The sequence below is a fragment of the Kribbella koreensis genome (assembly GCF_039525325.1).
In the GTDB taxonomy this organism is placed as follows: domain Bacteria; phylum Actinomycetota; class Actinomycetes; order Propionibacteriales; family Kribbellaceae; genus Kribbella; species Kribbella koreensis.
The window spans coordinates 216,175-241,296 of sequence record NZ_BAAAHK010000005.1; the positions used below are offsets into that span (position 1 = coordinate 216,175).

25 protein-coding genes are annotated in these 25,122 nt (G+C 67.7%); 14 read left to right on the plus strand and 11 right to left on the minus strand.

All coding sequences use genetic code 11. The annotated features are described in order from the left end of the window. Nucleotides 1-14: 14 nt before the first annotated feature. Nucleotides 15-1,208, plus strand: coding sequence for a mannosyltransferase family protein (locus ABD116_RS12100; RefSeq protein WP_343968113.1), 1,194 nt, complete (start codon nucleotides 15-17; stop codon nucleotides 1,206-1,208). A gap of 205 nt (nucleotides 1,209-1,413) precedes the next feature. Here the strand turns inward: ABD116_RS12100 and ABD116_RS12105 are convergent, their stop codons facing one another. After that, nucleotides 1,414-5,379: a GH92 family glycosyl hydrolase gene (locus ABD116_RS12105; RefSeq protein WP_343968115.1), complete on the minus strand. Its 3,966-nt coding sequence runs from the start codon at nucleotides 5,377-5,379 to the stop codon at nucleotides 1,414-1,416. Between the two features lie 253 nt (nucleotides 5,380-5,632). Between ABD116_RS12105 and ABD116_RS12110 the strand changes: the two genes are divergently transcribed. After that, nucleotides 5,633-6,556, plus strand: coding sequence for an NAD-dependent epimerase/dehydratase family protein (locus ABD116_RS12110; protein WP_343968117.1), 924 nt, complete (start codon nucleotides 5,633-5,635; stop codon nucleotides 6,554-6,556). Further along, on the plus strand, nucleotides 6,553-8,754 hold the full coding sequence (locus tag ABD116_RS12115; protein ID WP_343968119.1) for a glycosyltransferase family 2 protein: 2,202 nt from the start codon (nucleotides 6,553-6,555) through the stop codon (nucleotides 8,752-8,754). The genes ABD116_RS12110 and ABD116_RS12115 overlap by 4 nt, the downstream gene beginning before the upstream one ends. Here the strand turns inward: ABD116_RS12115 and ABD116_RS12120 are convergent. After that, nucleotides 8,684-9,127, minus strand: a complete 444-nt coding sequence (locus ABD116_RS12120; protein ID WP_343968121.1) for a GtrA family protein — start codon at nucleotides 9,125-9,127, stop codon at nucleotides 8,684-8,686. The genes ABD116_RS12115 and ABD116_RS12120 overlap by 71 nt on opposite strands. Before the next feature lie 148 nt (nucleotides 9,128-9,275). Between ABD116_RS12120 and ABD116_RS12125 the strand changes: the two genes are divergently transcribed. After that, nucleotides 9,276-10,433 carry an NAD-dependent epimerase/dehydratase family protein gene (locus ABD116_RS12125; RefSeq protein ID WP_343968123.1) on the plus strand — a complete coding sequence of 386 codons (1,158 nt, stop codon included), beginning with the start codon at nucleotides 9,276-9,278 and terminating at the stop codon, nucleotides 10,431-10,433. A gap of 8 nt (nucleotides 10,434-10,441) precedes the next feature. On the opposite strand, the gene ABD116_RS12130 is transcribed toward ABD116_RS12125, so the two are convergent. The 5 genes from ABD116_RS12130 to ABD116_RS12150 form a co-directional block, all read right to left on the minus strand. Beyond that, the gene (locus ABD116_RS12130) at nucleotides 10,442-11,122 is read right to left on the minus strand and encodes a class I SAM-dependent methyltransferase (protein ID WP_343968125.1); all 681 of its coding nucleotides are present in this window, start codon (nucleotides 11,120-11,122) and stop codon (nucleotides 10,442-10,444) included. 46 nt (nucleotides 11,123-11,168) lie between these two features. Beyond that, on the minus strand, nucleotides 11,169-12,170 hold the full coding sequence (locus ABD116_RS12135) for an alanine racemase (RefSeq protein ID WP_343968128.1): 1,002 nt from the start codon (nucleotides 12,168-12,170) through the stop codon (nucleotides 11,169-11,171). Between the two features lie 4 nt (nucleotides 12,171-12,174). Then, the gene (locus tag ABD116_RS12140; protein WP_343968130.1) at nucleotides 12,175-13,305 is read right to left on the minus strand and encodes a lipid II:glycine glycyltransferase FemX; all 1,131 of its coding nucleotides are present in this window, start codon (nucleotides 13,303-13,305) and stop codon (nucleotides 12,175-12,177) included. A gap of 66 nt (nucleotides 13,306-13,371) precedes the next feature. After that, entirely contained in the window at nucleotides 13,372-14,712 is a 1,341-nt protein-coding gene (locus tag ABD116_RS12145) for a glycoside hydrolase family 27 protein (RefSeq protein WP_343968133.1), read from the minus strand. Nucleotides 14,713-14,785: 73 nt separating this feature from the next. Next, complete coding sequence (locus tag ABD116_RS12150) at nucleotides 14,786-15,712, minus strand: SDR family NAD(P)-dependent oxidoreductase (protein WP_343968135.1); 927 nt, start codon at nucleotides 15,710-15,712, stop codon at nucleotides 14,786-14,788. 153 nt (nucleotides 15,713-15,865) lie between these two features. Here ABD116_RS12150 and ABD116_RS12155 point away from each other — a divergent pair, with 153 nt between their 5' ends. The 3 genes from ABD116_RS12155 to ABD116_RS12165 are packed head-to-tail and all read left to right on the plus strand — an operon-like array spanning nucleotide 15,866 to nucleotide 18,394. Continuing rightward, nucleotides 15,866-16,426: a TetR/AcrR family transcriptional regulator gene (locus ABD116_RS12155; RefSeq protein ID WP_343968137.1), complete on the plus strand. Its 561-nt coding sequence runs from the start codon at nucleotides 15,866-15,868 to the stop codon at nucleotides 16,424-16,426. Between the two features lie 9 nt (nucleotides 16,427-16,435). Further along, nucleotides 16,436-17,149 (plus strand): SDR family NAD(P)-dependent oxidoreductase, encoded by a 714-nt coding sequence (locus ABD116_RS12160; RefSeq protein WP_343968139.1) that lies wholly within the window; start codon nucleotides 16,436-16,438, stop codon nucleotides 17,147-17,149. Between the two features lie 36 nt (nucleotides 17,150-17,185). Continuing rightward, a complete protein-coding gene (locus ABD116_RS12165) occupies nucleotides 17,186-18,394 on the plus strand; it encodes an MFS transporter (protein WP_343968141.1) in 1,209 nt (402 codons plus the stop codon). Here ABD116_RS12165 and ABD116_RS12170 read toward each other — a convergent pair. Then, nucleotides 18,363-18,902, minus strand: coding sequence for an NUDIX hydrolase (locus tag ABD116_RS12170; RefSeq protein WP_343968143.1), 540 nt, complete (start codon nucleotides 18,900-18,902; stop codon nucleotides 18,363-18,365). The two genes, ABD116_RS12165 and ABD116_RS12170, sit on opposite strands and share 32 nt — an antisense overlap. A 63-nt stretch (nucleotides 18,903-18,965) precedes the next feature. Here ABD116_RS12170 and ABD116_RS12175 point away from each other — a divergent pair, with 63 nt between their 5' ends. After that, the gene (locus ABD116_RS12175) at nucleotides 18,966-19,379 is read left to right on the plus strand and encodes a hypothetical protein (RefSeq protein ID WP_343968145.1); all 414 of its coding nucleotides are present in this window, start codon (nucleotides 18,966-18,968) and stop codon (nucleotides 19,377-19,379) included. 30 nt (nucleotides 19,380-19,409) lie between these two features. Here the strand turns inward: ABD116_RS12175 and ABD116_RS12180 are convergent, their stop codons facing one another. After that, entirely contained in the window at nucleotides 19,410-20,213 is an 804-nt protein-coding gene (locus ABD116_RS12180) for a deoxyribonuclease IV (protein WP_343968147.1), read from the minus strand. A gap of 231 nt (nucleotides 20,214-20,444) precedes the next feature. Between ABD116_RS12180 and rpsF the strand changes: the two genes are divergently transcribed. From rpsF to rplI, 4 genes are all read left to right on the plus strand, one after another. Next, entirely contained in the window at nucleotides 20,445-20,735 is a 291-nt protein-coding gene (gene rpsF, locus ABD116_RS12185) for a 30S ribosomal protein S6 (RefSeq protein WP_164601910.1), read from the plus strand. Nucleotides 20,736-20,824: 89 nt separating this feature from the next. Next, on the plus strand, nucleotides 20,825-21,433 hold the full coding sequence (locus tag ABD116_RS12190; RefSeq protein ID WP_343968149.1) for a single-stranded DNA-binding protein: 609 nt from the start codon (nucleotides 20,825-20,827) through the stop codon (nucleotides 21,431-21,433). Nucleotides 21,434-21,511: 78 nt separating this feature from the next. Then, on the plus strand, nucleotides 21,512-21,745 hold the full coding sequence (rpsR, locus tag ABD116_RS12195) for a 30S ribosomal protein S18 (RefSeq protein ID WP_020390880.1): 234 nt from the start codon (nucleotides 21,512-21,514) through the stop codon (nucleotides 21,743-21,745). Nucleotides 21,746-21,759: 14 nt separating this feature from the next. Beyond that, nucleotides 21,760-22,206 (plus strand): 50S ribosomal protein L9, encoded by a 447-nt coding sequence (gene rplI, locus ABD116_RS12200; protein ID WP_343968152.1) that lies wholly within the window; start codon nucleotides 21,760-21,762, stop codon nucleotides 22,204-22,206. Nucleotides 22,207-22,276: 70 nt separating this feature from the next. On the opposite strand, the gene ABD116_RS12205 is transcribed toward rplI, so the two are convergent. Both ABD116_RS12205 and ABD116_RS12210 read right to left on the minus strand, forming a co-directional pair. Then, on the minus strand, nucleotides 22,277-22,519 hold the full coding sequence (locus ABD116_RS12205; RefSeq protein WP_343968154.1) for a hypothetical protein: 243 nt from the start codon (nucleotides 22,517-22,519) through the stop codon (nucleotides 22,277-22,279). Beyond that, a complete protein-coding gene (locus ABD116_RS12210) occupies nucleotides 22,516-23,922 on the minus strand; it encodes a PQQ-binding-like beta-propeller repeat protein (protein ID WP_343968156.1) in 1,407 nt (468 codons plus the stop codon). The genes ABD116_RS12205 and ABD116_RS12210 overlap by 4 nt, the downstream gene beginning before the upstream one ends. A gap of 249 nt (nucleotides 23,923-24,171) precedes the next feature. Between ABD116_RS12210 and ABD116_RS12215 the strand changes: the two genes are divergently transcribed. Together ABD116_RS12215 and ABD116_RS12220 are read left to right on the plus strand one after the other, a co-directional pair. Next, the gene (locus ABD116_RS12215; protein ID WP_343968158.1) at nucleotides 24,172-24,807 is read left to right on the plus strand and encodes a DUF6668 family protein; all 636 of its coding nucleotides are present in this window, start codon (nucleotides 24,172-24,174) and stop codon (nucleotides 24,805-24,807) included. Between the two features lie 32 nt (nucleotides 24,808-24,839). Then, entirely contained in the window at nucleotides 24,840-25,091 is a 252-nt protein-coding gene (locus ABD116_RS12220) for a conjugal transfer protein TrbC (protein ID WP_343968160.1), read from the plus strand. The last annotated feature ends 31 nt before the right edge of the window (nucleotides 25,092-25,122 follow it).

Here is a 25,122-nt window from a genome sequence, read left to right on the forward strand (position 1 = left end):
GAAATGGGCGTCTGGTGGTTGTTGAGCGGGCCGCTTCCGAGGAGCAGCCGCGGCGGGCTCGGCGGGCCAAGGATGGGGCGGTGCTGGGGATCCGGTGGCGGCCTGATCTGACGTTCCGGGAGACGCTCGGGTGGTGGCTGGTCAGCCGGATCGGGATCTTCGTGATCTCGGTGTCGGCGCCGTTGCTGTTCAACCGGGGGACCGACTATCCGAATGTGTGGCACGCCTGGCTGCAGTGGGATGTGTGGCATTTCAAGGCGATCGCCGACTACGGGTACAACCATGGCGAGCCGTCCGGAGCTCCGTTGGCGGCGTTCTTTCCGGGGTTGCCGTACCTGATGCGGGTGGTCGGCTGGATCGGGATCGGTCCGGTTGCCGGCGGGGTGGTTGTCTCGCTCGTGGCCAGCGCGGTGGCGGGGGTTTACCTGGCCAGGCTGGCGCAGTACGAGTTCCCTCAGCTGACGAACTTCGGGCCGAAGGCGGCGCTGATCTGGTTCGCGGCGCCGGTCGGGGTCTTTCTCGCGGCGCCGTACACGGAGGCGTTGTTCTGTGCCTTCGCCTTTCCGGCCTGGCTCGCGGCCCGGCAGGGGAGATGGGCGCGGGCGGCACTGTTCGTCGCGCTCGCGTCGACGGTCCGGGTGTCGGGCATCTTCTTGATCTTCGCGCTCGGCGTCGAGTTCCTCACCTCGAAGAAGCGCGACTGGTACTCGCTGCCCTGGCTGTTCTTGCCGGCGGTACCGGTGCTCGGCTTCATGGCCTACCTGAAGCAGATCCACGGCTCCTGGTTCGCCTGGCAGGAGGCGCAGGAGAAGGGCTGGGCGCGCGAGTTCACCAAGCCGTGGATCTCGCTGAAGCACACCGTCGAAGCCGCGACCAAGGGCCACTTCGCGGCCGACCACAGCGACTGGACCTGGATGTTCCGGGCCGAGCTGGTCGCGCTGGCCGTCGGCCTGATCCTGCTCGCGTGGCTCCTCTGGCGCCACTCCTGGGGCGAGGCCGCCTGGGTCGCCAGCACCATCGCTGCCTTCGTGACGTCCTTCTGGATCTACTCACTCACCCGCGCCACCCTGCTCTGGTGGCCGCTCTGGATCGGCCTAGCGGTCCTGGCCGAGCGAAAACCCTGGCTAGGCCGCCTCTACCTGGCGGTGGCAGTCCCTCTGGCGGCCATCTGGGCCGCAGCCTTCTTCACCGGCCGCTGGACCGGCTGACAGCTGATCTGTCCAGGATGTGGACAGATTGGGGTCGAGGCAACCGAACCGGAGTCTTGCTCGTCAGTACTGGTGTTGGGGTGGCAGGCCGGGCGGGGTCGCCACCCCTCCATAAGTTCTTCGGCGGAACCTCTCAGGGGCAGGTTCCGCCGGAAGATATCGAGAAGCGCGGCGACCGCGGTGGCGGTCGCCGCGCTTTGTCGTGTCAGCCGAAGTTGCGGTCGATCGGCTGGGACGGGGTGACGCTCGGCTTGGCCTGGGCGACCCGCTTGTCGCTCGGGTGGACGCCCGCCTCGACACCCTTCAGCGTGCCGAGCAGCTCCAGCTCGGACAGCGTGACGCCGGAAGCGCCGGCCGCCGGAGTCATCACCAGCCGGTACTGCGTGTAACTCTTCGGCGCGGCCACGCTGAACGACCGCGTGTACGCCGGGAAGGCCCACGACTCACCAGCCCGCTTGTCCACCTCGGCCCACGTGGTCCCGTCGTTCGAACCCTCCAGCGTCCAGGCCGACGGCGCGACCCCGGTGTTGCCACTGGTCAGCGTGTACATCGTGACCGGCCGGCCCTGCTCCAGCTGGACCGAGACGGTCGGCGTCGCGCCGGTCAGCGTGACCTGCTTCTTCGAGTCGTTGTCGGTCAGTGCCGACACGTCGACTCCACCGGCCGAGACCACCGCACCGGCGTCCTCGGTCGAGTCGCGCCACGTCTTCGGGTCCTCGCCCGGAGTCGTGATCGACGGCGGAGCGTCGTTGCGGCCGGAGCCCCAGGTCGACGGCTGGTCGGTCATGTCGAACTCGATCTTGCCGCCGGACGCGATCAGGTCGTGCGGCAGGTTGGTCGAGGTCCACGCCTTGCCGTTGACCTTGACGCCCTTCACGTACTTGTTCGTCGCGCTGTTGTTCGGCGCGCTGATGGTCAGCTTCTTGCCGCCGGACAGCCGGACCGTCGCCTTGGTGAACAGCGGCGCTCCGATCGCGTAGTTCGGCGAGCCGACCTGCAGCGGGTAGAAGCCGAGCATGCTGAACAGGTACCAGGACGACATCTCGCCGTTGTCCTCGTCGCCCGGGTAGCCCTGGCCGATCTCGGACCCGAGGTAGAGCCGGTCGAGGACCTCGCGCACCTTCTCCTGCGTCTTCGACGGCTGCCCGACGAAGTCGTACATGTAGGCGATGTGGTGCGACGGCTGGTTCGAGTGACCGTACTGGCCCATCCGGACGTCCCGCGCCTCGAGCATCTCGTGGATCGTGCCGCCGTAGCCGCCGGTGTGCAGCGCGTCCTCCGGCGTGCTCCAGAACTCGTCGAGCTTCTTCGCCAGCCCGTCGCGACCGCCGTACACGGCAGCCAGGCCGGCGCCGTCCTGCGGGGTCGAGAAGGCCATGTTCCAGGCGTTCGTCTCGGTGTAGTCGTGACCCCAGTCCATCGGGTCGAAGGTGGTCGGCGAGTTGCCCCACGTCCCGTCGCCGTTGCGGCCCTGGAAGAAGTTCAGCGCCGGGTCGAACAGCGTGACGTAGTTGCGCGCGCGGTTCAGGTAGTAGTCGTAGTTGTCCTTGTACTCCTGCTTGCGCGGGTCGCTGCTCTTGGCCGCGTCGTACAGCGCCTTCGACATGTTCGCGATGCCGAAGTCGTTGATGTAGCCGTCCATCGACCAGCTGAAGCCCTCACCGGTGGTGTTGGCCGTGTAGCCGTTGAACACCGAGTGGTCGAGCCCCTTGCGGCCGACGTTGTCTGTCGGCGGCCGAGCCGCGGCGTTCTTCAGCGCCGCGTCGTAGGCAGCCTGTACGTCGATGCCCTTGATCCCCTTGAGGTAGGCGTCGGCGAAGGCGACGTCCGAGCTGGTGCCGACCATCAGGTTGGCGTACCCCGGCGAGGACCAGCGTGAGATCCAGCCGCCGTCCTTGTACTGCTGGACGAACCCGTTGACCAGATCGGCCGCGTCGTCCTGCGAGAACAGGCTGTACGCCGGCCAGACCGTCCGGTACGTGTCCCAGAACCCGTTGTTGACGTAGGTCTGGCCGGTGACGATCTTCGAGCCGGTCGTGGTCGGCGTGTCCGCCCCGACCTTCGGCGAGGTCGGCGACGCGTAGCTGATCACCGGGTTCGAGGCGGTACCGGTGTTCTCCGAGCCGTTGTTCGGGTAGAGGAACAGCCGGTACAGGTTGGAGTACATCGTGTGCAGCTGGTCGGTGGTCGCACCGTCGACCTCGATCGTCGACAGTTTGGCGTCCCAGGCGTTCTGGGCCGCGTTGCGGACCTTCTCGAACCGGCTGCCCTCGGCCAGCTCCAGCTCGAGGTTCTTCTTCGCCTGCGCGGTGCCGATCAGCGAGGTGGCGATCCGCAGCTGGACCTGCTTCACCGACGGGCCGAAGGTGAAGTAGCCGCCCACGTTCGCGCCGCCGCCGTTGGCGAGTTTGCCGCTGGCAACGACCTTCTGGTCGACGACGCCGTACACGAACAACCGGCCGGCGCCGGTCGACAGCCCGCTCTTCACGTCGCTGTAGCCGGTGACCACGCCGGTCGCCGCGTCGAGCGTCAGGCCGCCGAGGTTGCTGGTGTTGTCGAAGATCAGCGACGCCTTGCCGGCCGGGAACGAGAACCGCATCATCGCGGCGTGGTCGGTCGGGGTCAGCTCGGCCGCGTTGCCGTTGTCGAACGTGACGCCGTAGTAGTACGGCCGGGCGATCTCGTTGTCATGACTGAACGACCAGGCCCGCGCGTCACGGTTCGCCGTCGGCGTGTCGGCGGTGGACGGCATCACCTGGAAGGTCTGCCGGTCACCCATCCACGGGCTCGGCTCGTGGCTGATCGAGAACGCCTGGATCTCCGGCTTGTTCTGGTCGTTGTTGCCCTTGGCGTAGTCGTACAGCCAGGAGATCGAGCCGGCGTTCGTGACCGGCGTCCAGAAGTTGAAGCCGTGCGGGACGGCGGTCGCGGGGAAGTTGTTGCCCCGGGAGAAGCCGCCGGTGGAGTTGGTGCCGCGGGTGGTGATCGCCAGGTCCGACGGGTGATGCCGGGCGGTCAGCTGGGAGGCGGCGTCCGAGGTGGTCGCCTTGCTGATCCGGACGTCGTCGATCCAGCCGCGGAAGTCCGCCGGGCCGGAAGGCTTGTCGTAGCCGACCAGGATCCGGGTCACCGTCTTGCCGGCGGCGACCTTGCCCAGGTCGGCCTCGACGTTGTTCCACTGGTTCGTCGACAGGCCCTTGGCATCGCCCTGGCCGCGCGGGCTGAGCTCGAAGCCGTGGTGGTCCTTGGCCTTCAGGTCGCTCAGGTAGGTGCCGTCGGAGAACGCCAGATCCACGGCGGCGAAGGTGCTCGGGTAGCTCAGGTCGCCCTCGACGTGCTCGGGGAAGATCTTGTACCCAAGCTGGGTGTCCGGGCCGATGGTCAGGTCGACGTCGGCGATCTTGTTCCAGGTGTAGCCCCGGCCCTCGGCGGTCTGGTGACCGGCGTACCGGAAGGACTTGACGCCGGTGAAGCCGGTCCGGGCGCGGGCGTTGTACGCGCTCGTCGGGCCGGAGTCCAGACGAGACTCTGCCGTCTTACCAGGAGGCGGCAGCGGGGCGCCGTTGGACAGGTACCAGTCGGCGAGCTGGACGATGTCCTCGCCGTGGTTCAGCGTGACGTCGAACTTGAAGAACTTGTACGCCGTCTCGTTGGAGAAGCTGTACTCCTTGGTCTGGAACCGGTTGGCGAAGCTCTCGCCGGTCCGGGTGTCCAAGGTGGTCCAGGTCGTCCCGTCGTTCGAGCCGGAGACGGTCCAGTTCTGCGGGTCGCGGCCGTCGGCGTCGTTGGCCGAGGTGAGCGCGTACTTGCGGATCACCACCGGGGCCGACGTCTCGTAGGTGAGCCAGCCGGTCGGCTCGAAGACCAGCCACTTGGTGAACTTGTCACCGTCGGCCGCGTTGGTCGCGATCTCACCGGAGCCGGTGTTCTCGCCGTTCGCGGTCACCTTGACGACCTTGTCCATCTCGCTGCCGCCGATCCCGGTCGGCGTCGGGCCTTCGACACCGCCTGCCCGCGGCTGACCGTCGGGGCCGGTCTCGACCGCGTCGGTGTACCCGGGCTGTGGCTGGCCCGGCTCGAAAGAGGTGAAGAAGCTGGAACCGGACACGGCCGGCTGTGCTTCGGCGGCCGGGCTCGCGGAGGAACCGGCGCTCGCTGACGTGGAGGACATGGCAGACATTGTCACAACAAGCCCGACGGCCGTGACGAGCCCCAGGGGGCGGCGGAGATCCATCAACGCTCCTTGCACGACAAGACCGGCGTACGGCGGTCGCCGCGTACCGGAGGTTTACGCGGCCCCGATGACAAGGTTGTCAGCCCGCGTCCGGGGTGATCTTCCCCATCATCGTCACCCCTGGTCAAGGGTTCGTGGCGGACCGCTTCCGGCCGTCGGCGAGTTGGACCCTCACCGGTAGGTTGCTGGTATGGACGGATTCGACGACAGGGTGCTCGTGACGGGTGCCGCGGGCTTCATCGGGCGGGCCGTGGTGGCTGCACTGCGCGAGCGGGACCTGCCGGTGACGGCGGTCGACCGGGAGCCGGCGGATGCGGCGTGGGCCGACGACGCGGGCATCACGGTGATCACCGGTGACCTGGCCGAGCAGGAGGTCTGCATCGCGGGCTTCGAGACGCGGCCGCGGGCGGTGGTCCACCTGGCGGCCCTGACCTCGGTACTGCGCTCCGTCGACGCCCCCATGCGTACCTTCGCCGAGAACGTCACCATCACCCAGGTGCTGCTCGAGTTGTCCCGCGGTAGCGGCGTCGACAGCTTCGTGATGGCCTCCACCAACGCGGTAGTCGGCAATGTCGGCACCGAGACGATCACTGCCGAGCAGCCGCTGCGCCCGCTCACGCCGTACGGCGCCACGAAGGCAGCGGCCGAGATGCTGCTCTCGGCGTACTCCGGAAGCTACGGGCTGGCGACGGCCGCTCTGCGTTTCACCAACGTCTACGGCCCGGGCATGTCGCACAAGGACAGCTTCGTGCCGCGCATGATGCGAGCAGCCCTCGCCGGTACCGGCGTGAAGGTCTACGGCGACGGTAAACAGCGCAGGGACCTCGTGTACGTCGATGACGTGGTCGCTGCCGTGCTCCTGGCGCTCGACACCCGGTTCGACGGCCGCGCCATCATCGGCTCGGGCAACTCGGTCTCGGTGCTCGACCTGGTCGACACGGTGCGCGCAGTGACGGGTGCCGGAGTACCGGCCGAGCATGTGGAGGCACCGGCCGGCGAGATGCCGGCCGTGGTCGTCGACGTGTCCGCCAGCGCGGAGACGCTCGGTTACCAGCCCACGGTTTCGCTGGAGGACGGCCTGGCACGGACTTGGCAGTACTTCCAAGCCCAGTGAGAAGGGCGCTCCGGACGCACTGGTTGCTCGCCATCTTCCTGGTGGCGGGCCTGGTACTGCGGGTGCTGGCAACCGTCGCCTATCGACCGGCGATCATCTACGTCGACTCGGTCCAGTACCTGACCAACATGAAGGACCTGAAGCCCGATCAGCTCAACCCGATCGGCTACGACTTCGTCCTGAAGCCGCTGGTCGACCTCGGCGGCCTCACCGGCGTCGTGATCGTGCAGCACCTCGCCGGACTGGCCATAGGCGTCGCCATCTATGCGCTGGCCCGGCGGCTCACCGTCTACCGCTGGCTGGCCGCGGTGGCCGCCGCACCGATCCTGCTCGACGCCTACCAGGTGCAGATCGAGCAGAACATCATGGCCGAGACCACCTTCGACGTACTGCTCGTAGCGATCCTCTGGACCCTGCTCGGCTGGGGCAAGCCGGGCTGGAAGCGGGCACTGCTCGCAGGCCTCCTCCTGGGTGCCACCTTCGCAGTACGCACGATCGGGCTGACCCTGATCGTCGCCGCGGTCCTGTACCTCGTCGTAGTCGGCTCCGACTGGCGTCACCACCGCGGCCGGCTCGTACTGCGAACCGCTGCCGCCCTGGCTGGCTTCACCCTCGTCTTCGGCGCCTACGTCGGCTACATCCACAGCGAGACAGGCAAGTGGGCCATCTCCGGCGCGGACGTCACCGTCCTGTACGGCCGGACCGCTCAGGTCGCCAATTGCGCCAAGCTGCCACTCAATGCGGGCACCAAGCTGTTCTGCCCGGAGGAGCCACTCGGTCAGCGACTGGGTGTGGATAAGTACGCGCACAACCGTTACGGCGACCCGAACTGGCCTGGACCGCTGCCACCCGGCACCACCAAGCAAGAGCTGGCCCAGGAGTTCAGCTCGCTGGTGATCAAGCATCAGCCGTTCGATGTCGCGTGGGCCGCGACCAAGGACTTCCTCAAGGGATTCGCGCCGACCAGGACCACCTCGCCGGATGACGTACCGCTGGAGCGCTGGCAGTTCCAGCTGACCTACCCGAACCTCGAGGACCCGCACACGGCTGAGGCATCGCAGGAGTGGGGTGGCCAAGCTCCCCACGTCAACCACGGCCCAGCCGCCGTACTGCGCGCCTACCAACTCAATGGGGGCTACACGTCAGGTCTGGCGCTAGGGATCGCAGTACTGATCGCACTGGCCGCAGTGGCTGGGGTTGGTCGGGCTAGGCAGTCAGGGTTGCGCGCTGCTGCTCTCCTGCCTGCAGCGGCGGGGGTGATCCTCTTACTGGGGTCAGCGGCTTTTGAGTTCTCCTGGCGCTATCAGTTGCCAGGCCTCGTGTTCTTCCCGCTTGCCGGAGCCCTGGGTCTGCGGGCGATCCTCGGCAAGGATCAGGCGCGGCCGCCGCTGGACAACTATCCGGACCAGACCGATTCCGAAGCGCTGGACGACTTTCGGGCCAGACATGGCGTCGTGGCTTTCGCGCCGGTCGTCGTGGTGATTGCGGCGTACAACGAAGCGGGCGGCATCGGCCCGGTGCTGGCGAACATGCCGAAGACCTGCGCCGGGCTGCCGGTCGACGTGTTGGTGGTCGTCGACGGAGCCGAGGACAACACGGCCGAGATCGCTGTAGCGCAAGCTGCATACGTCTGCGTTGCTCCGCGCAACCGCGGGCAAGGTGCCGCGTTGAGGCTCGGCTACCAGCTGGCAGGGCAGGGCGGAGCGGAGTACGTCGCCACTACGGATGCCGACGGACAGTACGACAACGATGAGCTCGACGTGTTGCTGCAGCCGATCCTCGACGGCAAGGCCGACTTCGTCACCGGCTCACGACGCCTGGGCGAGGAGGACGCGGACAGCAGGTTGCGCTGGCTCGGGGTTCGCGTTTTTGCTGCCCTGGCGTCGATTCTGACCAGGCGGCGGTTGACCGACACGTCGTTCGGATTCCGCGCGATGCGGACAGCCCTTGCCTGCAAGGTGACGTTGCGCGAACCGCAGTACCAGTCGTCGGAGTTGTTGCTCGGCGTACTGGCCAGCGGTGCCCGGGTGGTCGAGTTGCCGATGACCATGCGGCGCAGAGGAGACGGGACGAGCAAGAAGGGACCGGGGCTCGTCTACGGCGCCCACTACGCGCGCGTGATGACCACTACCTGGTGGCGGGAGTACGTTCGCGTCCCGAGAAGACGTAGCGGTCGAACAGTACGAACTTCAGGATGAACGTGAAAGCGTTCGCGGCCAGGAAGACCGCACCGGCCAGGATCGTCCGCCAGGTGTGCGAATCGATCCAGCCGCGGACGACATGGTCGCCGGCGGTGGTGCAGGCGATCACAACGGCCGCACTGCCCAGCACGATGATTGCGTAGGGCAATAATTCGCGCCGGGCCGAGACCCGGCCCTGCTGGTTCCATGCCCAGCGGCGGTTCAGGAAGTAGTTGGGCACGGCACCGGCCGCGAAGGCGATCACGCTGGCCACGGCGGACGTCGTACCGATCCAGTAGCAGAGCAGGAAGAAGACCTCGCTGGTTGCGGTGGCCACCAGTGATGACGCTGAGTACTTGGCCCATGTCAGCAAGTTGGCCGGCCTCTTCACGTCGCCCATTCTGCATCGTCCGTCCCAGCCGTTGCACCTGCGACCGGATTCACAGGAGATTGCCAGCTTCCACGCAGGTGAATCCTCCACTGGCTGGGTACACATGACAGGACAAAGGCAACATTTCCGTCCGGAAGGTGGTTGGTCCGTGCGCGTTCTCGTCCTGGGTGGTGACGGTTACCTGGGGTGGCCGACAGCACTGCATCTGTCCGACAGCGGACATCAGACAGCGGTGCTCGACAACTTCGCGCGGCGAGGGTACGACCGCGAACTCGGTGTCGACAGCCTGGTCCCGATCGAGGATCTCGACACCCGGGTGGCAGCCTGGCACGAGGTGTCGGGGCAGCAGATCACGGCGTACTCCGGCGATCTGTGCGACGCCGACTTCGTCTATCGGGTGGTGCGGGAGTTCCGCCCCGAGGCGATCGTGCACTTCGCCGAGCAGCGGGCGGCGCCGTACTCGATGATCGACCGGCAGCACGCCGTGTACACGCAGCAGAACAACGTGATCGGCACCCTCAACCTGATGTACGCCGTGGCCGAGATCGACCCGGACATCCATCTGGTCAAGCTGGGCACGATGGGCGAGTACGGCACGCCCAACATCGACATCGAGGAGGGCTGGCTCGAGGTCGAGCACAACGGCCGCAAGGACCGGATGCTCTACCCGAAGAAGCCGGGCTCGTTCTACCACCTGAGCAAGGTGCACGACTCGCACAACCTGGAGTTCGGCTGCCGGGTGTGGGGACTGCGCGTGACCGATCTCAACCAGGGCGTGGTCTACGGCCAGCAGACACCGCAGACGATCCGCGATCCGCGGCTGGCCACGCGGTTCGACTACGACGCCGTGTTCGGCACGGTGCTTAACCGCTTCGTCATCCAGGCGGTGCTCGGCGAGCCGCTGACCGTCTACGGCACCGGCGGCCAGACGCGTGGCCTGCTGGACATCCGGGACACCATCGAGTGCATCCGGCTCGCGGTCGAGAATCCGGCGGAGGTCGGTGAGTTCCGCGTCTTCAACCAGATGACGGAGAGCTTCTCGGTGGCGGAGATCGCCGAGCTGGTCGCCGATACCTTCCCCGGTCCGGTCCAGGTCGACCACCTGGAGAACCCGCGGGTCGAGCAGCCCGAGCACTACTACAACGTCAAGCACACCGGCCTGGTCGGCCTCGGCCTACAGCCACACTTGCTGTCGGACACACTGATCGAGTCGATGTTCCCGATCGTTGCCGAGCACAAGGACCGGGTGAACCTCGGCGCTTTGCTGCCCACCGTCACGTGGCGTGGGGGACTGAAGACCGGCTAGTACGCGGATCAGCGGGTGCCGGTGACGACGAGGATCGGTGCGATGCCCAGGAAGCGGTCGCGCCGGCCTCGGTCGGCCTGTTCGGCCAGCCAGCCGTCGGCGTCCTCGCGGGTGATCAGCGCCTTCTTGATCGAAGCCGCTGCGGCATCCGCCAGGTCGTCGGCCAGTTGCCGGTAGTCGGTGGTGATCCGGGCATGGACGGCGACCTCCACGTCGCGGAACCCGGAGTCGAGGAGCAGATCGCGATAGCTCCGGGCTGCCCGCGGCGCCACCGACCGGGACTCCAGTCCGAGACCGATTACGTCGGTCAGGTCCTGGTCGTCGCTGTCGAGCAGCAGGAAGCCGTAGTCCTGACCGATCAGGGCGATCCGCCCGCCAGGGCGTAGTACCCGCCTTGCCTCTGCCAACGTCGGCAGCGGGTCCGGCAGCAAGTGGAAGACGTTCGCGGCGCGGTAGCCGTCGACCGACTCGTCCTCGAGCGGCAGATCGCCGGAATGTGCCACGTGAAACACCGCGCCAGGTGTCCGCCTGCCCGCGACGGCGATCACCTCGGGATCCGGATCGATCCCGATCGCCTTGACGTGCGCGTGCGTCAGCGCGGCGACGGCGGTCCCGTCGCCACAACCGACATCCACACAGGTGTCACCGGCGCCGAGCCGGAGGCCTTCCAAGAAGTCGTAGTCACCCATGCCGCCAAGGCTCGAACTTCAGGTGCACCTGAAGTCAAGCCCCGGCTCAGTCCATCGAGATCTTGTCGAAGACGGTGGTGGTGAAGCGGACGTCCACGCCGACCTCGTCGCCGACGGCCGGTGGGGCGACCGAGGACGGCAGGAACAGCATGCTGGCCTGCATGTGCGGCGGCTCGGCGAACCAGCGTTGCTTGCCCTCTATCGTGAACGGCGACAACGCCATCCCGGCGGCGTCCAGGCTGCCCTTGGCCATCGCGATCGCGCGCTGCCGGACGGTGGCCGCCGCGGTCGGGGCCTCCAGGCCGACGCCGTGCGCGGTACCGCCGGAGACGACCAGGATGTGCCCGTCGCCGGCCACCCGGCGCTGCCGGTAGCCGACGCGTTCGCCGCGGCGTACCGAATGGACGTCGAGCACGGTCGCCCGCACGGTGAGCGCGCCGCGGTCACCCAGCCAGAGGCCGGTGCCCATCCGAAGCTTCACGTTCTCGCCGATGTCGGCCAGCTTCTGCGCCGGGACGTGCGACACCCAGACCGGACCGTTGCGGACCGCGCGGGCGGCGCGACTGAGCTCCTGAGCCTCCCTGATGTTCGCGGACGTACCGCCCGCGCCCATCGGGAAGTGCAGCGACCAGCCCTCGAACTTGATCCGGTCCAGCGCGTTCAGCAGCATCGTGTGGCGCAGCTCGCGGGCGCCGATGCCGTGCCGGCGCATCGAGGTCTGGACCTCGATCAGCACCCGGCTGCCGGCCGGGATCGAGACCAGGTCGGCCAGCCGGCTGACCGTGTGGATGACGTTCTTGCCCTGCGGGATCTCCAGGAACGGCCGCCACGGCGTGAGCACCACGACGTCGTCCTTGAAGTCCGGCGGGACCTCGGTGTACGTCCCGACCGCGACGGTCCGGGCGCCGAGCGCGCGGGACTCGGCCAGCAGCCGGGTGTTGCCGACGCCGTACCCGTTGCCCTTGGCGACCGGGACGATGTCGGGGTTCCACGTGGAACGAAGGTGGTCGCGCCATCGATCGGAATCGATGTGCAGGATCAGGGGCATGTTGTCATCGCCGTCTCATGTAGAGGTCGAATGCGGTGTAGAGCGCCTTGTTCAACGGCAGATCCCACTCACCGACGTACTCGACGGCTTCGCCGCCGGTGCCGGTCTTGAACTGGATCAACCCGACATGCGAGTCGTTCGGGTCCAAGGTGTCGGTGATGCCCCGTAGGTCGTACACGAACGCGCCAGAGCTCAGCGCGTCCCTCATCATTCGCCACTGGATCGCGTTCGATCCACGGACGTCTCGCTTCGCGGTCGAGCTGGCACCGTAGGAGTACCAGGAATGACCGCCCACCCGGACCCAGATCGTCGAAGCGACCAGATCGCCCTCGTGGTAGGCCATGTAGAGCCGGAAGTCGCAGCAGTCGGCCGGCTGGGTCGACATCGCCTCGTACATCTTCTGGAAGTACGGCAGCGGCCGCGGGGTGAAGTGGTCCCGCTCGGCCGTCAGGACGTACAGCGCGTGGAAGGCCTTCAGGTCCTCGGCCGTGCCGAGGGTGACCTCGACGCCCAGCTTGGCCGACTTCTTGATGTTGCGCCGCCACTGCTGGTTCATCCCGGTCAGCAGGTCGTCCTCGGTCTTGCCGGCCAGCGGCACCTGGAAGACGTACTGCGGTTGACCGGCCGCGAATCCCTCGACCGCTCGCGGCGCCTTCCAGCCCAGCGCGCGCAACTGTGCCGCCACGGTCGCGCCGGACGGTTCGATCACATCCGGGCGGACGTCGCCGAGCTTGGGCTGCTGCCCGCCGGCGATGGCGTCCTTGATCGTCTGAGCGCGCCAGCGCCGCATCGGCACCGGCGGACCCATCCGCAGGCCGAAGGCGCCTTGCGCCAGGCAGTGTTCGGCCAGCGGGCGCAGGTACCGGCCGAGGTCGATCGCGTCCCAGTCGATCACCGGGCCCTCGGGCAGGTAGGCGAGGTAGCGCTTGACCTTCGGCATCTGCCGGTAGAGCACCAGCGTGACGCCCAGCAGATCGTTGGGAGCAGCCGGATCGAACCAGCCCAGTGACTCGGCCTTCCACTCGCTCTTCACCGCCGCCCAGCCAGGGGTCTGCAGGAAGCTGGCCGAGGGCTGCGCCGCGAGGTAGGCGGCGTGCTGCTCGGCGGAGATGGTCCGGATGCTCAAGTCACTCACGGTCGGTCAGGTTACCGGCCCGAGGCGCAAGACCGTAGCCGAGCCGGGAACCTGACTGCTTACCGCTCAGCCGAATTTGATCAAACGGGACCCATGGGCGGGCACGTTCGAGGCAGTCCAGCTGTTGGTGAAGCTGCCGAGATCCGTCCGCGCCACCAGGTCGCGGACGGTCTTGCTGCCACTCAGGCCGAGAGAACTCCAGTTCACGGTGATGTTCGCCGACGACGATCCGAGGTTGTAGACGGCCGCGTACGTGACGCCGTTGATGACCTTCTTCCAGACCTGTGAATTGCCCGCCGTGATGCGAGTCGGCAGCACCGCCGCCTGGTCGACAGCGACCACCTCGGGGTTGGTCAGGATCGCGATGGCCGAGTTGTCCATCCAGTAGACGTCGCCACCGACGTACAGGGGAGCCGACGCCATCGACCAGAACGTCATCACCGACTGCCGCTCGGCGTCGTTGAGCCCGTCCTGGAGTGCGCTGCCGGTGTTGTTGTTGATCGGCATCGAGTCCAGATCGGGCAGGTAGCTCGAGGTGAGCTTGCTCAGCCAGTTGGGCAGGTCCGCCCAGCGATCGTCGATCGAGCTGGTCCACGTCGACGTCGTACCGCAGTAGCACTCGACATCGGTGTCGATCCGTACGCCGTTCGCCCACGGCCGCAGTCCGTCGCCGGCCGCAAGGTCCACCGGCCAGGCGCTGGCGGTCAGCCAGATCGAGCGCCCGGACTGGTCGATCGCTTGCGAGATCGCCTGGATGTCGGGCACGTTGTCGGCCGTCACCCCGTCGACCTTCAGGAAGTCGACGCCCCAGGAGGCGTACTTGTCGATGATCGAGTTGAAGTACGGCTGCGCGCAGGGCTTGCTGTAGTCGACCTTCCAGTTGCCGCCCCACTTGTTGGTGGGGGTCAGCGGCAGGACGACGATGTCGCGGACGGTGCAACTCGTGCCGGCGATCGGCGCGCTCTTGTTGTAGGCCTCCTGCTCGAGCCCGGCCGCCATGTAGATGCCGGTCTTCAGGCCCTTGCCGTGGATGTAGCTCGCGATCCCGCTGATCCCGCTCGGAAACCGGGCCGGATCGGGATCGGGGATCCCGTTGGCATCGCTGTGGAAACTCCACGCCATCGTCGCGTTCCAGCCCGCGTCGATGTTGATGTAGCTGTAGCCGGCCGACTTGAGCTTGGTCGCCACCGCGTCGGCGGCATCCTTGATGTGCGCCTCGGTCAGCCAGGCTGTTCCGTACGTCGCCCGGGTGGACGACTCGTTGCTCCAGCTGCTCCAGCCCATGAAGGGCTTGGCGAAGCTGGTCTTGGCTTCGGTGGTGGTTCTGGCTTCGGCGGTCGAGCCCGGCGCGACCGCTGCGAGCAGCGGCAGCACCAGGGCGATTCGCAGTACACGAGTGGAGATCATCGGGGCGGTCCCTCCATCGAGAGCAGATAGGAGGGACCGTACGACCGTTACTTAACTCTGGCAAGAAACACGTCTACTCCGCGATCAAGTCGAGCGAGAGCTCCCACAGCCGGTACGCCGCCTCCGGGTCGAGCGCGTGCTCAGCTACTCCGGACAGGCCCGGTACTACGGTCCGCTCGGCCTCGTTGACGTCCTCGAAGTACCGGCCGGTGACTCCGTCGATCAGCGGCGACCCGGCCAGCAGTGCCGAGGTGGCGGCGCCCTGCTCGGTCGACTTCCAGGGGTAGCTCGCGAAGGTCGCCTTGAGGGCCGGGTCCTCCTCGTCGATGTGACGCTGCAGGGCGGACCGGATTCCGCCCGGCATCAGCGCGTTGGTGATGATGCCGTCAGGGGCCCAGCGCTTGGCTGCCTCGACCGCGAAGAGAACGTTCGCCGACTTGGACTGGCCGTAGGCGAGCCAGGGGTCGTACGGACGGCGGTCGAAGTGGATGTCGTCGAAGTCGACGCCGGCCCGCTGGTGGGCCGAGGAGCTGACCGAGACGATCCGGGCGTCCCCGGCGGCCGCCAGTGCCGGGTGCAGTCCGAGGGCCAGTCCGAAATGGCCGAGGTGGTTGGTTGCGAACTGGTGCTCCCAGCCTTCCGGCGTACGGTTCAGCGGCTCGGCCATCACGCCGGCGTTGTTGACGAGGATGTGCAGCGGGCCTTGCCAGTTGGTGGCGAAGGCTCGCACCGAGGCGCGATCGGCCAGCTCCAGCGGAGCGACGTACAGGCCCTTGTTGCCGGTCGTTGCGATGATGTCGGCGGCGACCTTCTCGCCGGCCTCGAGGTTGCGGACGGCCAGGGTGACCTCGGCCCCGGCGGCTGCGAGGGCCCGGGCGGTCTCGACGCCGATGCCCGACGCGCCACCGGTGACGACGGCCCGGCGGCTGGTCAGGTCGACGCCGGCGAGAACCTCCGCGGCGGTCGACTCGCGAGTGAAGGGGGTGGTGATTCTGCTCATCCGACTCTTCCTGTCCTGAGCTATGATTTAACCGGAGGAGCCTCCGGTAGATCTTCAGTTAACCGGAGGAACCTCCGTTTCACAAGCGCACGCCTGGGTCCGCTAGGTTCTGGGGGTCAGGCAGGTGCTGACCGGCGTCGAGAGGGGGAGCGGATGAGTGAGCGGCCGTTGCGGGCAGACGCCCAGCGCAACCGCGATCTACTGCTCGACGCCGCCGGCAAGGCCTTCACGGAGTGCGGCCCGGACGCGACGCTCGAGGGCATCGCGAAGAACGCCGGGGTCGGGATCGGCACGCTGTACCGGCACTTCCCGACCCGGGAGGCGCTGGTCGAGGCGGTCTATCGCAGCGAGCTCGCCGCTGTCTGCGCGGCCGCGCCCGAGCTGCTCGCCGCGATGCCGCCGGTCGAGGCGACGCGGGCGTGGATGGATCGCTTCGTCGACTTCATGACTCGCAAGATCGGGATGGCCGATGCGCTGCGGGCGCTGATCGCCTCCGGGGCGGATCCGTACGCGCACAGCTTCGAGCTGCTGACCGGCGCGATCCAGCCGTTGCTGGAGGCTGCTGCCGCCGCTGGAGAGATCCGGCCGGACTTCTCCTCCGAGGACGTGCTGATGAGCCTGAGCGGCGTGGCGCTCGCCGCAAGCTCCAACCGGGAGCAGGCCGGTCGCTTGCTCGACTTGCTGATGGATGGCCTGCGCTACCGCGCCTCCTAGGGTGTGCCCATGCAGAGAGTGGCGCTGGTGACCGGGTCGACCTCTGGGATCGGGGAGGCGACGGCACGGCGGTTCGCTGCCGACGGGATGACAGTGGTGGTCCACTCGCGTAGTAGCCGGGATGCGGGGGTAGCGCTGGCTTCTGAGTTGGGTGGGACCTACTTGCAGGCTGATTTGTCGCGGGACGAGGAGGCGGCGGCGTTGGTTCCTGCCGTTCTGGCTGAGTTCGGGCGGCTCGACGTACTGGTGAACAACGCCGGCATCAGCTGGCCGGTGCCGCATGCGGAGCTTGATGGGTTGTCTGCCGCCGACTGGCGCCGCCTCCTGGAGGTGAACCTCATCGCGCCGTGGCTCCTGTGCACCGCGGCTCTGCCCGCCCTCCGCGAATCGCGCGGCGCGATAGTCAACGTCACCAGCCACGCCGGCGTCCGCCCCAAAGGCAGCTCGATCGCCTACGCGGCGACCAAAGCCGCCCTCAACCACGTCACCAAGCTTCTGGCTGCCGCCCTCGGCCCCGAGGTCCGCGTCAACGCAGTGGCCCCCGGCCTGGTCGACACCCCCATGACAGCCGACTGGACCGAAGCCCAGACCCTGTGGAAAACCGCACCGATGGGTCGTGCGGCGCAGCCGGCGGATGTCGCGGACCTGATCGCGACGATCGCCGGGCACGGCTACCTGACCGGCGAAGTGATCATGCTCGACGGCGGGCTGAACCTGCGCTGACTTGTCTTGTCGGTGGCGGCTTCTACGCTCGGGCGCGTGCCGTCACTGAATCAGGACTTCCGGCGGTTGTGGACCGCTTATGCGATCAGCGCGATCGGAAGCGGGATCGGGTACGGCGCGCTGCCGCTGGTCGCCGTCCTCGTGCTCGACGTGAGCACCTTCCAGGTGGCGCTGCTGGCCGCGTTGTCGGCGCTGGCTGGTGCCGCGCTGGCGTTGCCGATGGGGGACTTCATCGAGGAGCGCCGCAAACGGCCGGTGATGATCGCTGCAGATGTCGTGCGGTTCGTCGCGCTGCTGAGCGTGCCGGTCGCGGTGGCCTTCGATGCGCTGACTTATCCACAGCTGTGCATGGTCGGGGTGGTTCAGTCGGCGGCGTTGATCGCTTTCACGGCGGCGAGTGGTGCGCATCTGAAAGCGCTGGTGCCAGTCGAGGGGCGGGCCGAGGCGAACAGCCGGTTCGAGTCGACCACCTGGACGACTCTGAGTGTCGGGCCGCCGATCGGTGGCGCGCTGGTCAGCCTGGTCGGTGCTCCGCTGACGCTGGTGATCGATGCGGTGTCGTACTTGCTCTCGGCAGTTGGGGTCCGGCGTATTCGCAAGCCTGAGCCGGCGCCGGTCGCCCGGCAGGGCAAGCGCGACGTCGTTGCCGGTTGGCGCTATATCTGGCGCGATCGGGGGCTCCGGTCGCTGTTCTGGAACTCGCAGCTGTTCGGCGGTCCCGTGATGATGGTGTCGCCGCTGCTGCCCGTGCTGATGCTGCGTGACCTGCACATGCAGCCGTGGCAGTACGGGCTGGTCGCTGGGGTGCCGTGCCTTGGCGGAGTGGTCGGCGCCTGGCTTGCGCCTCGGCTGACTCGTTGGCTCGGGCTGCACCGGATGCTGTTGGTCTTCGGCGTACTGCGCACGCCGTGGCTGCTGTTGCTGCCCTTGGCGACGCCCGGTCTGGGCGGATTCGTGCTGCTGATCGCGGCCGAGACGGGCCTGCTGATTGCGGCTGGTGCCTTCAACCCGTCGTTCGCGACCTACCGGATGGAGGTCACGCAGGACGGGTTCATGGCTCGGGTGCTCACCTCGTGGTCGATCACGTCGCGGTCGGTCCAGCCCGCGTTCATGGCTGCGGGCGGCGTACTGGCGGGGCTGACCAGCCTGCGTACGGCGATGTTCGTCGCCGGCGGATTGTGTCTGGTCAGTGCGTTCGTACTGCCGTGGTCGGTCAGACCAGACCCATTGCCTGAGCCAGCCTGACCAGGTTGCCCATCACGCCGTGGTTGTCGTCCATCGCGTCGAGGTAGGCGATCGCCTCGTCCGGAGGCAGCACGAGTACCTCGGTGACCTGCTCGCCATCGTCGGGATTGGTCGGCTGGCTGTCGACCACGACGTCGACCACGTAGTTCGTCCAGTACGAGACCGGGTGTGGCAGATGCGGCCGGTACGGCTCGGGTCGCCGGTGGTCGGCTCGATGGCCGCCGAGCCAGATGAGTGGGCCGGTGGGGCGGGCGCCGGCCTCTTCGAGGAGCTCACGCTCGACCAGGCTCTCGATCGTCTCGTCCGGCTCGCGCGTGCCGCCGGGCAGGAACCGCCAGCCGAGGTCGTTGGCGCACACCACGATGCCGCCCTCGGTCCGCCCGACGACGTGCGCGTTGCTGATCAGCTCGTCGGCCGGCTGCTCGGTGGTGAACTGGACGTCGAGCTCACCCCATGGCCAGTGGCCGGGGGCGTACAGGTCGGGAAGTCGGTCGGCCCAGGTCTGCATCGGGCCATTCTCGTCTGCGGCTGGTGCACCGAGGGTCTTCGGGTCTGCGGTACCGTCCCGCGCATGGCTGCTGCCGAACCGAATCCCGAGCGCGCCCAGCGCACCACGATCCGCGTGCTCTGGGGCTGCGCCGTGCTCACCGCGTTCATCGGCGTCTTTCTGGTCGCCGACATCGTCAAGTCCTCGGACAGGTACGGCTCGGCCGCCTGGGTGGGCATCGCCCTCGCCGGGCTCGCCATCCTCGCCCTGGCTGCCCTGTACGTGGCCTGCGGGCTGGGGCGGGTCACTCTGGGCACCAAGGTCGGCCCGACGAACCTGTTCCAGCTCTCGGCCATCTGCCTGGTCATCGCCGTCGGCGCCGACATCCTCATCCCCGGCCGCGACACCGGCAGCCTGGCTCTGCTCCTGCCGTGGGGCATCACCTACTGGATCCACAACCTGAACCGCCCACCGGCCGACGACGAGCCGGCCAGCTGACTGCTGGCCGGCCTGCAGGTCCCCGGCGCTCTACTTCAGGTGGGCGCGGAGGTAGTCGATGTCGGCCTTCTGGCCGTGGTCGCCGTTCGGGGTCTCGACCACGACGGGAGCGTCGGCGGCCTTCACCACCGCGACGATCTCGGCCGGGTCGATCTCGCCCTCCTCGAAGTTGCTGTGCCGGTCCGCGCCTGAGCCGAACGCGTCCCGCGACCCGTTCGCGTGCACCAGGTCGATCCGGCCGGTGATCGCGACGACCCGCTCGACCACGGTCGGCAGGTCCTCACCGGCGGCGTGGAAGTGGCAGGTGTCCAGGCAGAAGCCGACCCGGTCGACGTGCTCGTTGCCCGAGCTCTGCACCGCGTCCCACAGCCGGGCCATCCGCTCCAGCTTGCGGGCCATCGCGTTCTCGCCGCCGGCGGTGTTCTCGATCAGCAGCGGCACCGGCAGGTCCGCGCGCTCGATGCACTTGCGCCAGTTGTCGAAACCCGCCTCGGGGTCGTCGTCCTCGCCGACGTGCCCGCCGTGCACGATGACGCCCTTGGCGCCGATCTCGGCCGCCTTGTCCAGGGTCTGCTGCAGCAGCTTGCGGCTGGGGATCCGGATCCGGTTGTTCAGCGTCGCCACGTTCAGCCGGTACGGCGCGTGCACGAACAGGTCGATCCCCTCGGCCTCGGCCCGCACCTTCAGCGCCTCCGCGCCGTCGGCGTACGCCACCTTCGGGGCCTTGTAGTCCTGCGGGTCGCCCAGGAAGAACTGCACCACCTCGGCGCCCCGGTCGGCAGCCTCGGCCAGTGGGTCGTTCTGCTCGACGTGCGCCCCAAGTTTCAAGCTCATGCCGGTCACCCTATGACCGGCCACCGACAACTCGCGAGAAGCAGGCCTGTGGATAGTGGTCAAGGGGGCGTCCAGGCGCTGGTATTCTGTTGGTGTGGGCCCGGTCCTTCGACCGGGCTTACTGCTTGACCCAGCTCGGCGCCGACGGCGATTGTCGGCGGCGGGCACGCATCGCCCTCCTGCCACGGAAAGACCGTGGCCGCCAAAGTCCGAAGGAGGTGGAGTTCGCGCATGCGTCGTTATGAAGTCATGGTGATTCTCGACCCTGAGCTCGAAGAGCGCACCGTCGAACCGTCCCTCGACACGTACCTGAACATCGTCCGCAAGGAAGGTGGCACGGTCGAGAAGCTCGACATCTGGGGCCGTCGCAAGCTGGCCTACGACGTCAAGAAGAAGTCCGAGGGCATTTACGCCATCATCGACCTGACCGCCACGCCGGCGGTCGTGAAGGAGCTCGACCGTCAGCTCACGCTGAACGAGTCGATCCTGCGCACCAAGGTCATCCGTCCGGACCAGCACTGATCCCTGGGGTCGTCAACAGCTCCGGTGTCGGTGCCATCCGCTACTGATAGCTGTAGACACAGCCACACCCGAATGCAGGAGGAACGGCAATGGCAGGCGAACCACCTATCACCCTGATCGGCAATCTGACGGGTGATCCGGAACTGCGGTTCACGCCCTCGGGCGCCGCGGTGGCGAATTTCACCATCGCGAGCACCCCGCGGACGCTGGACCGGCAATCCAACGAGTGGAAGGACGGGGAGACCCTCTTCATCTCGTGCTCGGTGTGGCGCCAGGTTGCCGAGAACGTCGCCGAATCTCTGACCCGCGGTTCCCGGGTCGTCGTGCACGGTCGCCTGAAGGCCCGTAGCTACGACGACCGCGACGGGAACAAGCGGACCGTCTTCGAGTGCGATGTCGAGGAGATCGGCGCCAGCATGCGGTATGCGACGCTGAAGATCTCCAAGACGTCGCGCACCGACGGCGGCGGTGGCTTCGGTGGTGGCGGTAACTCCGGTGGCGGCGGTTTCGGCGGCGGTGGCGGCGGCAACTCCGGTGGCGGCTTCGGCGGCAACCAGGGTGGCGGCAGTGCCCCGGCGAACGACCCGTGGGCCACTCCGGCCGGTGGTGGCGGTGGCGGCGGTCAGTCCGCGGCCCCGCAGAACGACCCCTGGGCAGGTCAGGGTGGCGGCGGCTCGATGGAAGAGCCTCCGTTCTGATCCGCTGCAGGACTTTGTTTGACCGAATGACCATTCCGGCAGCAGCCGGGCTCTAGCTAGTAGGAAGAGAGCACCACAATGGCCAAGATCATTCGGAAGCCCAAGAAGAAGGTTTGTGGCTTCTGCAAGGACAAGGCAACGTACGTCGATTACAAGGACACGGGCTTGCTGCGCAAGTTCATCTCCGACCGCGGCAAGATCCGCGCGCGCCGGGTGACGGGCAACTGCGTCCAGCACCAGCGCGATGTCGCAACCGCTATCAAGAACGCTCGCGAGGTGGCTCTGCTGCCTTACACGAGCACCGCTCGCTGAGGGAGGTCTGAGACATGAAGCTCATCCTGGCGCAGGAAGTCGAGGGCCTCGGAGCCCCCGGCGAAATTGTCGAGGTCAAGGACGGCTACGGCCGCAACTACCTCGTCCCGCGTGGTCTGGCCATCGGCTGGACCCGTGGTGCGGAGAAGCAGATCCAGTCGATCAAGCGGGCGCGTGACGCCCGGGCGATCCAGGGCAAGGAGCACGCGAGCGAGGTCAAGAACCAGCTCGAGCAGCTCGGCGTCACGCTGAACGTGAAGGCCGGCGAGACCGGTCGTCTGTTCGGCTCGGTCACCCCGGCGGACATCGCCGCGGCGATCAAGGCCGCGGGTGGCCCGCTGGTCGAGAAGCGCGCCATCACCATCGGCTCGCCGATCAAGACCACCGGCAAGCACCAGGTCTCAGTGCAGCTGCACTCCGACGTGGCCGCCACCGTCCGCCTAGAGGTCCAGGCGGTCTGAGGTCCCAGCACCAAACGAAGGCCCGCTCTCCATCGGAGAGCGGGCCTTCGCCTTTGTCCACAGGCTTAGGTCAGCCGGGTTCGGGGGCCGGCCATTCTGTTGGTTTGGGGTCGTTGGACGAGCTGTTGTCCGGCTTGGCGATTTCTGGCCAGTCGACTGTTTTGGGGTCGTTGGCCGAGCCGCCGCTGGTTCCTGGGTTTTCGATGGTGGGCCAGGACTGGGGACTGGGGTCGTCGCCGGCGGCTGTGGCCGGGAGGGCCGGTAGCAGGAGGAGCAGGGCGGCGCAGAGAGCGGCCAGGGGGCGGCGGTTCACTTTGCCTTGTCCAGGGCATAGAGGGTGCCGTCGTGGACGACGATCGCGTGGGTGCCTGCTACGCCCCACGGACGGGCGGTGTCGGCGGGCAGAGTACGGAACTTGCTTCCCGGCGTACCGGCGAGCAGGTTGCTGCCGGACTGGCCGTAGACGGTCATCCCCGTGATCGACAGCGGCTCGAAGTCCTTCGTGAACACGGTCTTCTTGCTGCTGAAGTTGATCAGGCACTCACCCCACGCCGCCACCTTGTGCGCCTCGTCGGGCACCCACTGCCAGCCGGCCGCCTCGTTGGCGGCGACAGTCGGGCAGATCGCCAGCGTGGCCCCGGTGGTGCTGTCGTTCACCGTCGGGATCACCCGGTCGACGACCGGGGTCTTCCAGACCACCAGCGCGCGACCGGGGCTGGCGGCAACGATGTGGTCGATGACCGTCGCACCCTTCGGCGTCTTGGGCATCACCGCGACGACCTGCTTGTCCGGCTGGTCCCAGTACAACGGACCCGCGTACCGCGCGGAGAGCGCCTTGTCGCCCTCGGCCAGCAGCAACGTGGTCAGCCGCTGAGCGGTCGGCAGCGCCTTCAGCGCGCCGCCGGAGACCACGCTCGCGCCGGCATCGCTGCTGAGCACGACGAGCGGCGACGTACCGAAGAACTGGACGGTCGCCGAGTTCGGCAGCTCGAGTTCGACTGCCTCGGCACCGTCGCCGGCCCAGTAGTACAGGGACTCCGGCGCGACCACGGCCACGACGGGCTTGCCGTCGACGGTGGTGTAGACCGGGGTCTCGGAGCCACGCGGCACCTTGTCCTGCCAGAGCACCTTGCCGTTGCTGTCGAAGACCGCGATCTTCTCGTCCGGCGTGATGATCGCGACCTCCTTGCCGTCGGGGGAGACGGCAGGCGCGGTGTCGGGATCGAGGTCCACGGTCCAGCTGGCGTTAGGCGTCCAGCCCATCGGCACCGGCCGGGCGGCGAACTGGTCCGGGCCGACGCTCGGCGCGGGCAGCTCCGGCAGCTTCGGCGAGACAGTCGGCTTGGTCACGTCGTCGCCGGGCGGCCGGAGGACGACCAGATACAGGGCCGTCCCGGCGATCAGCAAGCCGGCCACGACCGTCGCGACGATGATCGGCCAGATCGGTTTGCTGCTTTTGACATCGACGTCGACCGACTCGACCTGGCCGTCGGGGTGGATGATCAGTGGCCAGGACGCGCCGTCCGACTCGATCGCGGTCGCCTTCACCGGGCGGCCGAGTTGTGCTGCGCGCTCACTGACGAGCTGGATCGCTGCCTGCCGCGGGTCGTGGTGGTTGACCGGGTGACTGCGGCCGGCGATCTTCACCTCGGCGTTGTGGTCGTCGTACAGCCGGATCGTCACCTTCGGCCAGGACGGAATGCCCTTCTCAGCCACGGTGACCTCTCATTCCAGCCACAAAACTCCCTCGTTGAACCGTCTCTGCCGATGCCGTTCTAGCATGTCGTCCGCCCGTAACTCATGCTTCGGCCCGATGGCATGCCAGAACGCGAGCCGGACCCGGCTCGTCTGACCCCGACAAGGGGGTAGAAACATCCTCGCCTGTGGATGGGTCACGCCAGCACACCCGGATAGCGAGAGAATACTGTGGGCGACAGCCTGTGACACACCGCGAGAGGAGGGCCGATGACGCAACCGTCGCAGAATCCGTGGACCCGGCAACAACAGCCGGATCCTGGTCCGCAGCAGCTGCAGCAGGGCCCGCCTCAGCAGTCAGACCTGACTCCGCGAGGCCCGGCGACGCCGCAGCACGGCGTACCGGCGCCGGCGGAGGACCAGCGGCTGCCCAAGTTCGCGATCCCGGCCGCCGACACCCTGTGGTGGGTCGGTGTGCACGGGGGAGCGGGCGAGACGACGATGTCGCAACTGCTGCCCGGCACCAGGGCGGCCGGCCACCGTTGGCCGATCCCGCCCCCACCGGTGCCGACTCCGGTGGTACTGGTCGCCCGGACCCATGGATCGGGTCTGCGAGCGGCCCAGCGCGCTGCGATCGAGTGGGCATCCGGAGTGGTCCAGGGAGTGGCTGTGCTCGGCCTGGTGCTGATCGCCGACGCACCCGGCCGGTTGCCCAGAGTGCTGGACGATTTCGCCGACATCGTCGGCGGCGGGGTTCCGAGGGTCTGGGACATTCCGTGGATCGAGGAGTGGCGAAGGGGGGAGGATCCCACCCCTGACAACACCCCGGACGAGGTTTTCGAAGTCCTTGAATCCATCTACGCTCTTCGCGCGTCGAATCCAGCGGGATACCCCGCCCCTTACTGAAAGGCAACACCGCAATGATGATGTTGGCACACATGATTCCCGACCTGATCATGGGCAACGGCGGGACTCCGCCGCCCGGTTCGGACAAGCTGCTCAAGGTCGTCGACTGGGTGCGCTGGATCGCCTTCACCGTCTGCATCCTCGGCATCCTGATCGCCGGCGCGATGATGGCCGTCGGACAGCGTCGCGGTGAGGGTGGCGAGCACGCCGCCCGGCTCGGCTGGGTGCTGGCCGCCTGCATCGTGATCGCGTCCGCGACGGTCCTCGTCGGACAGCTGACGTGACGTTGACCCACTGCCCGCGCCCGACCGCCGG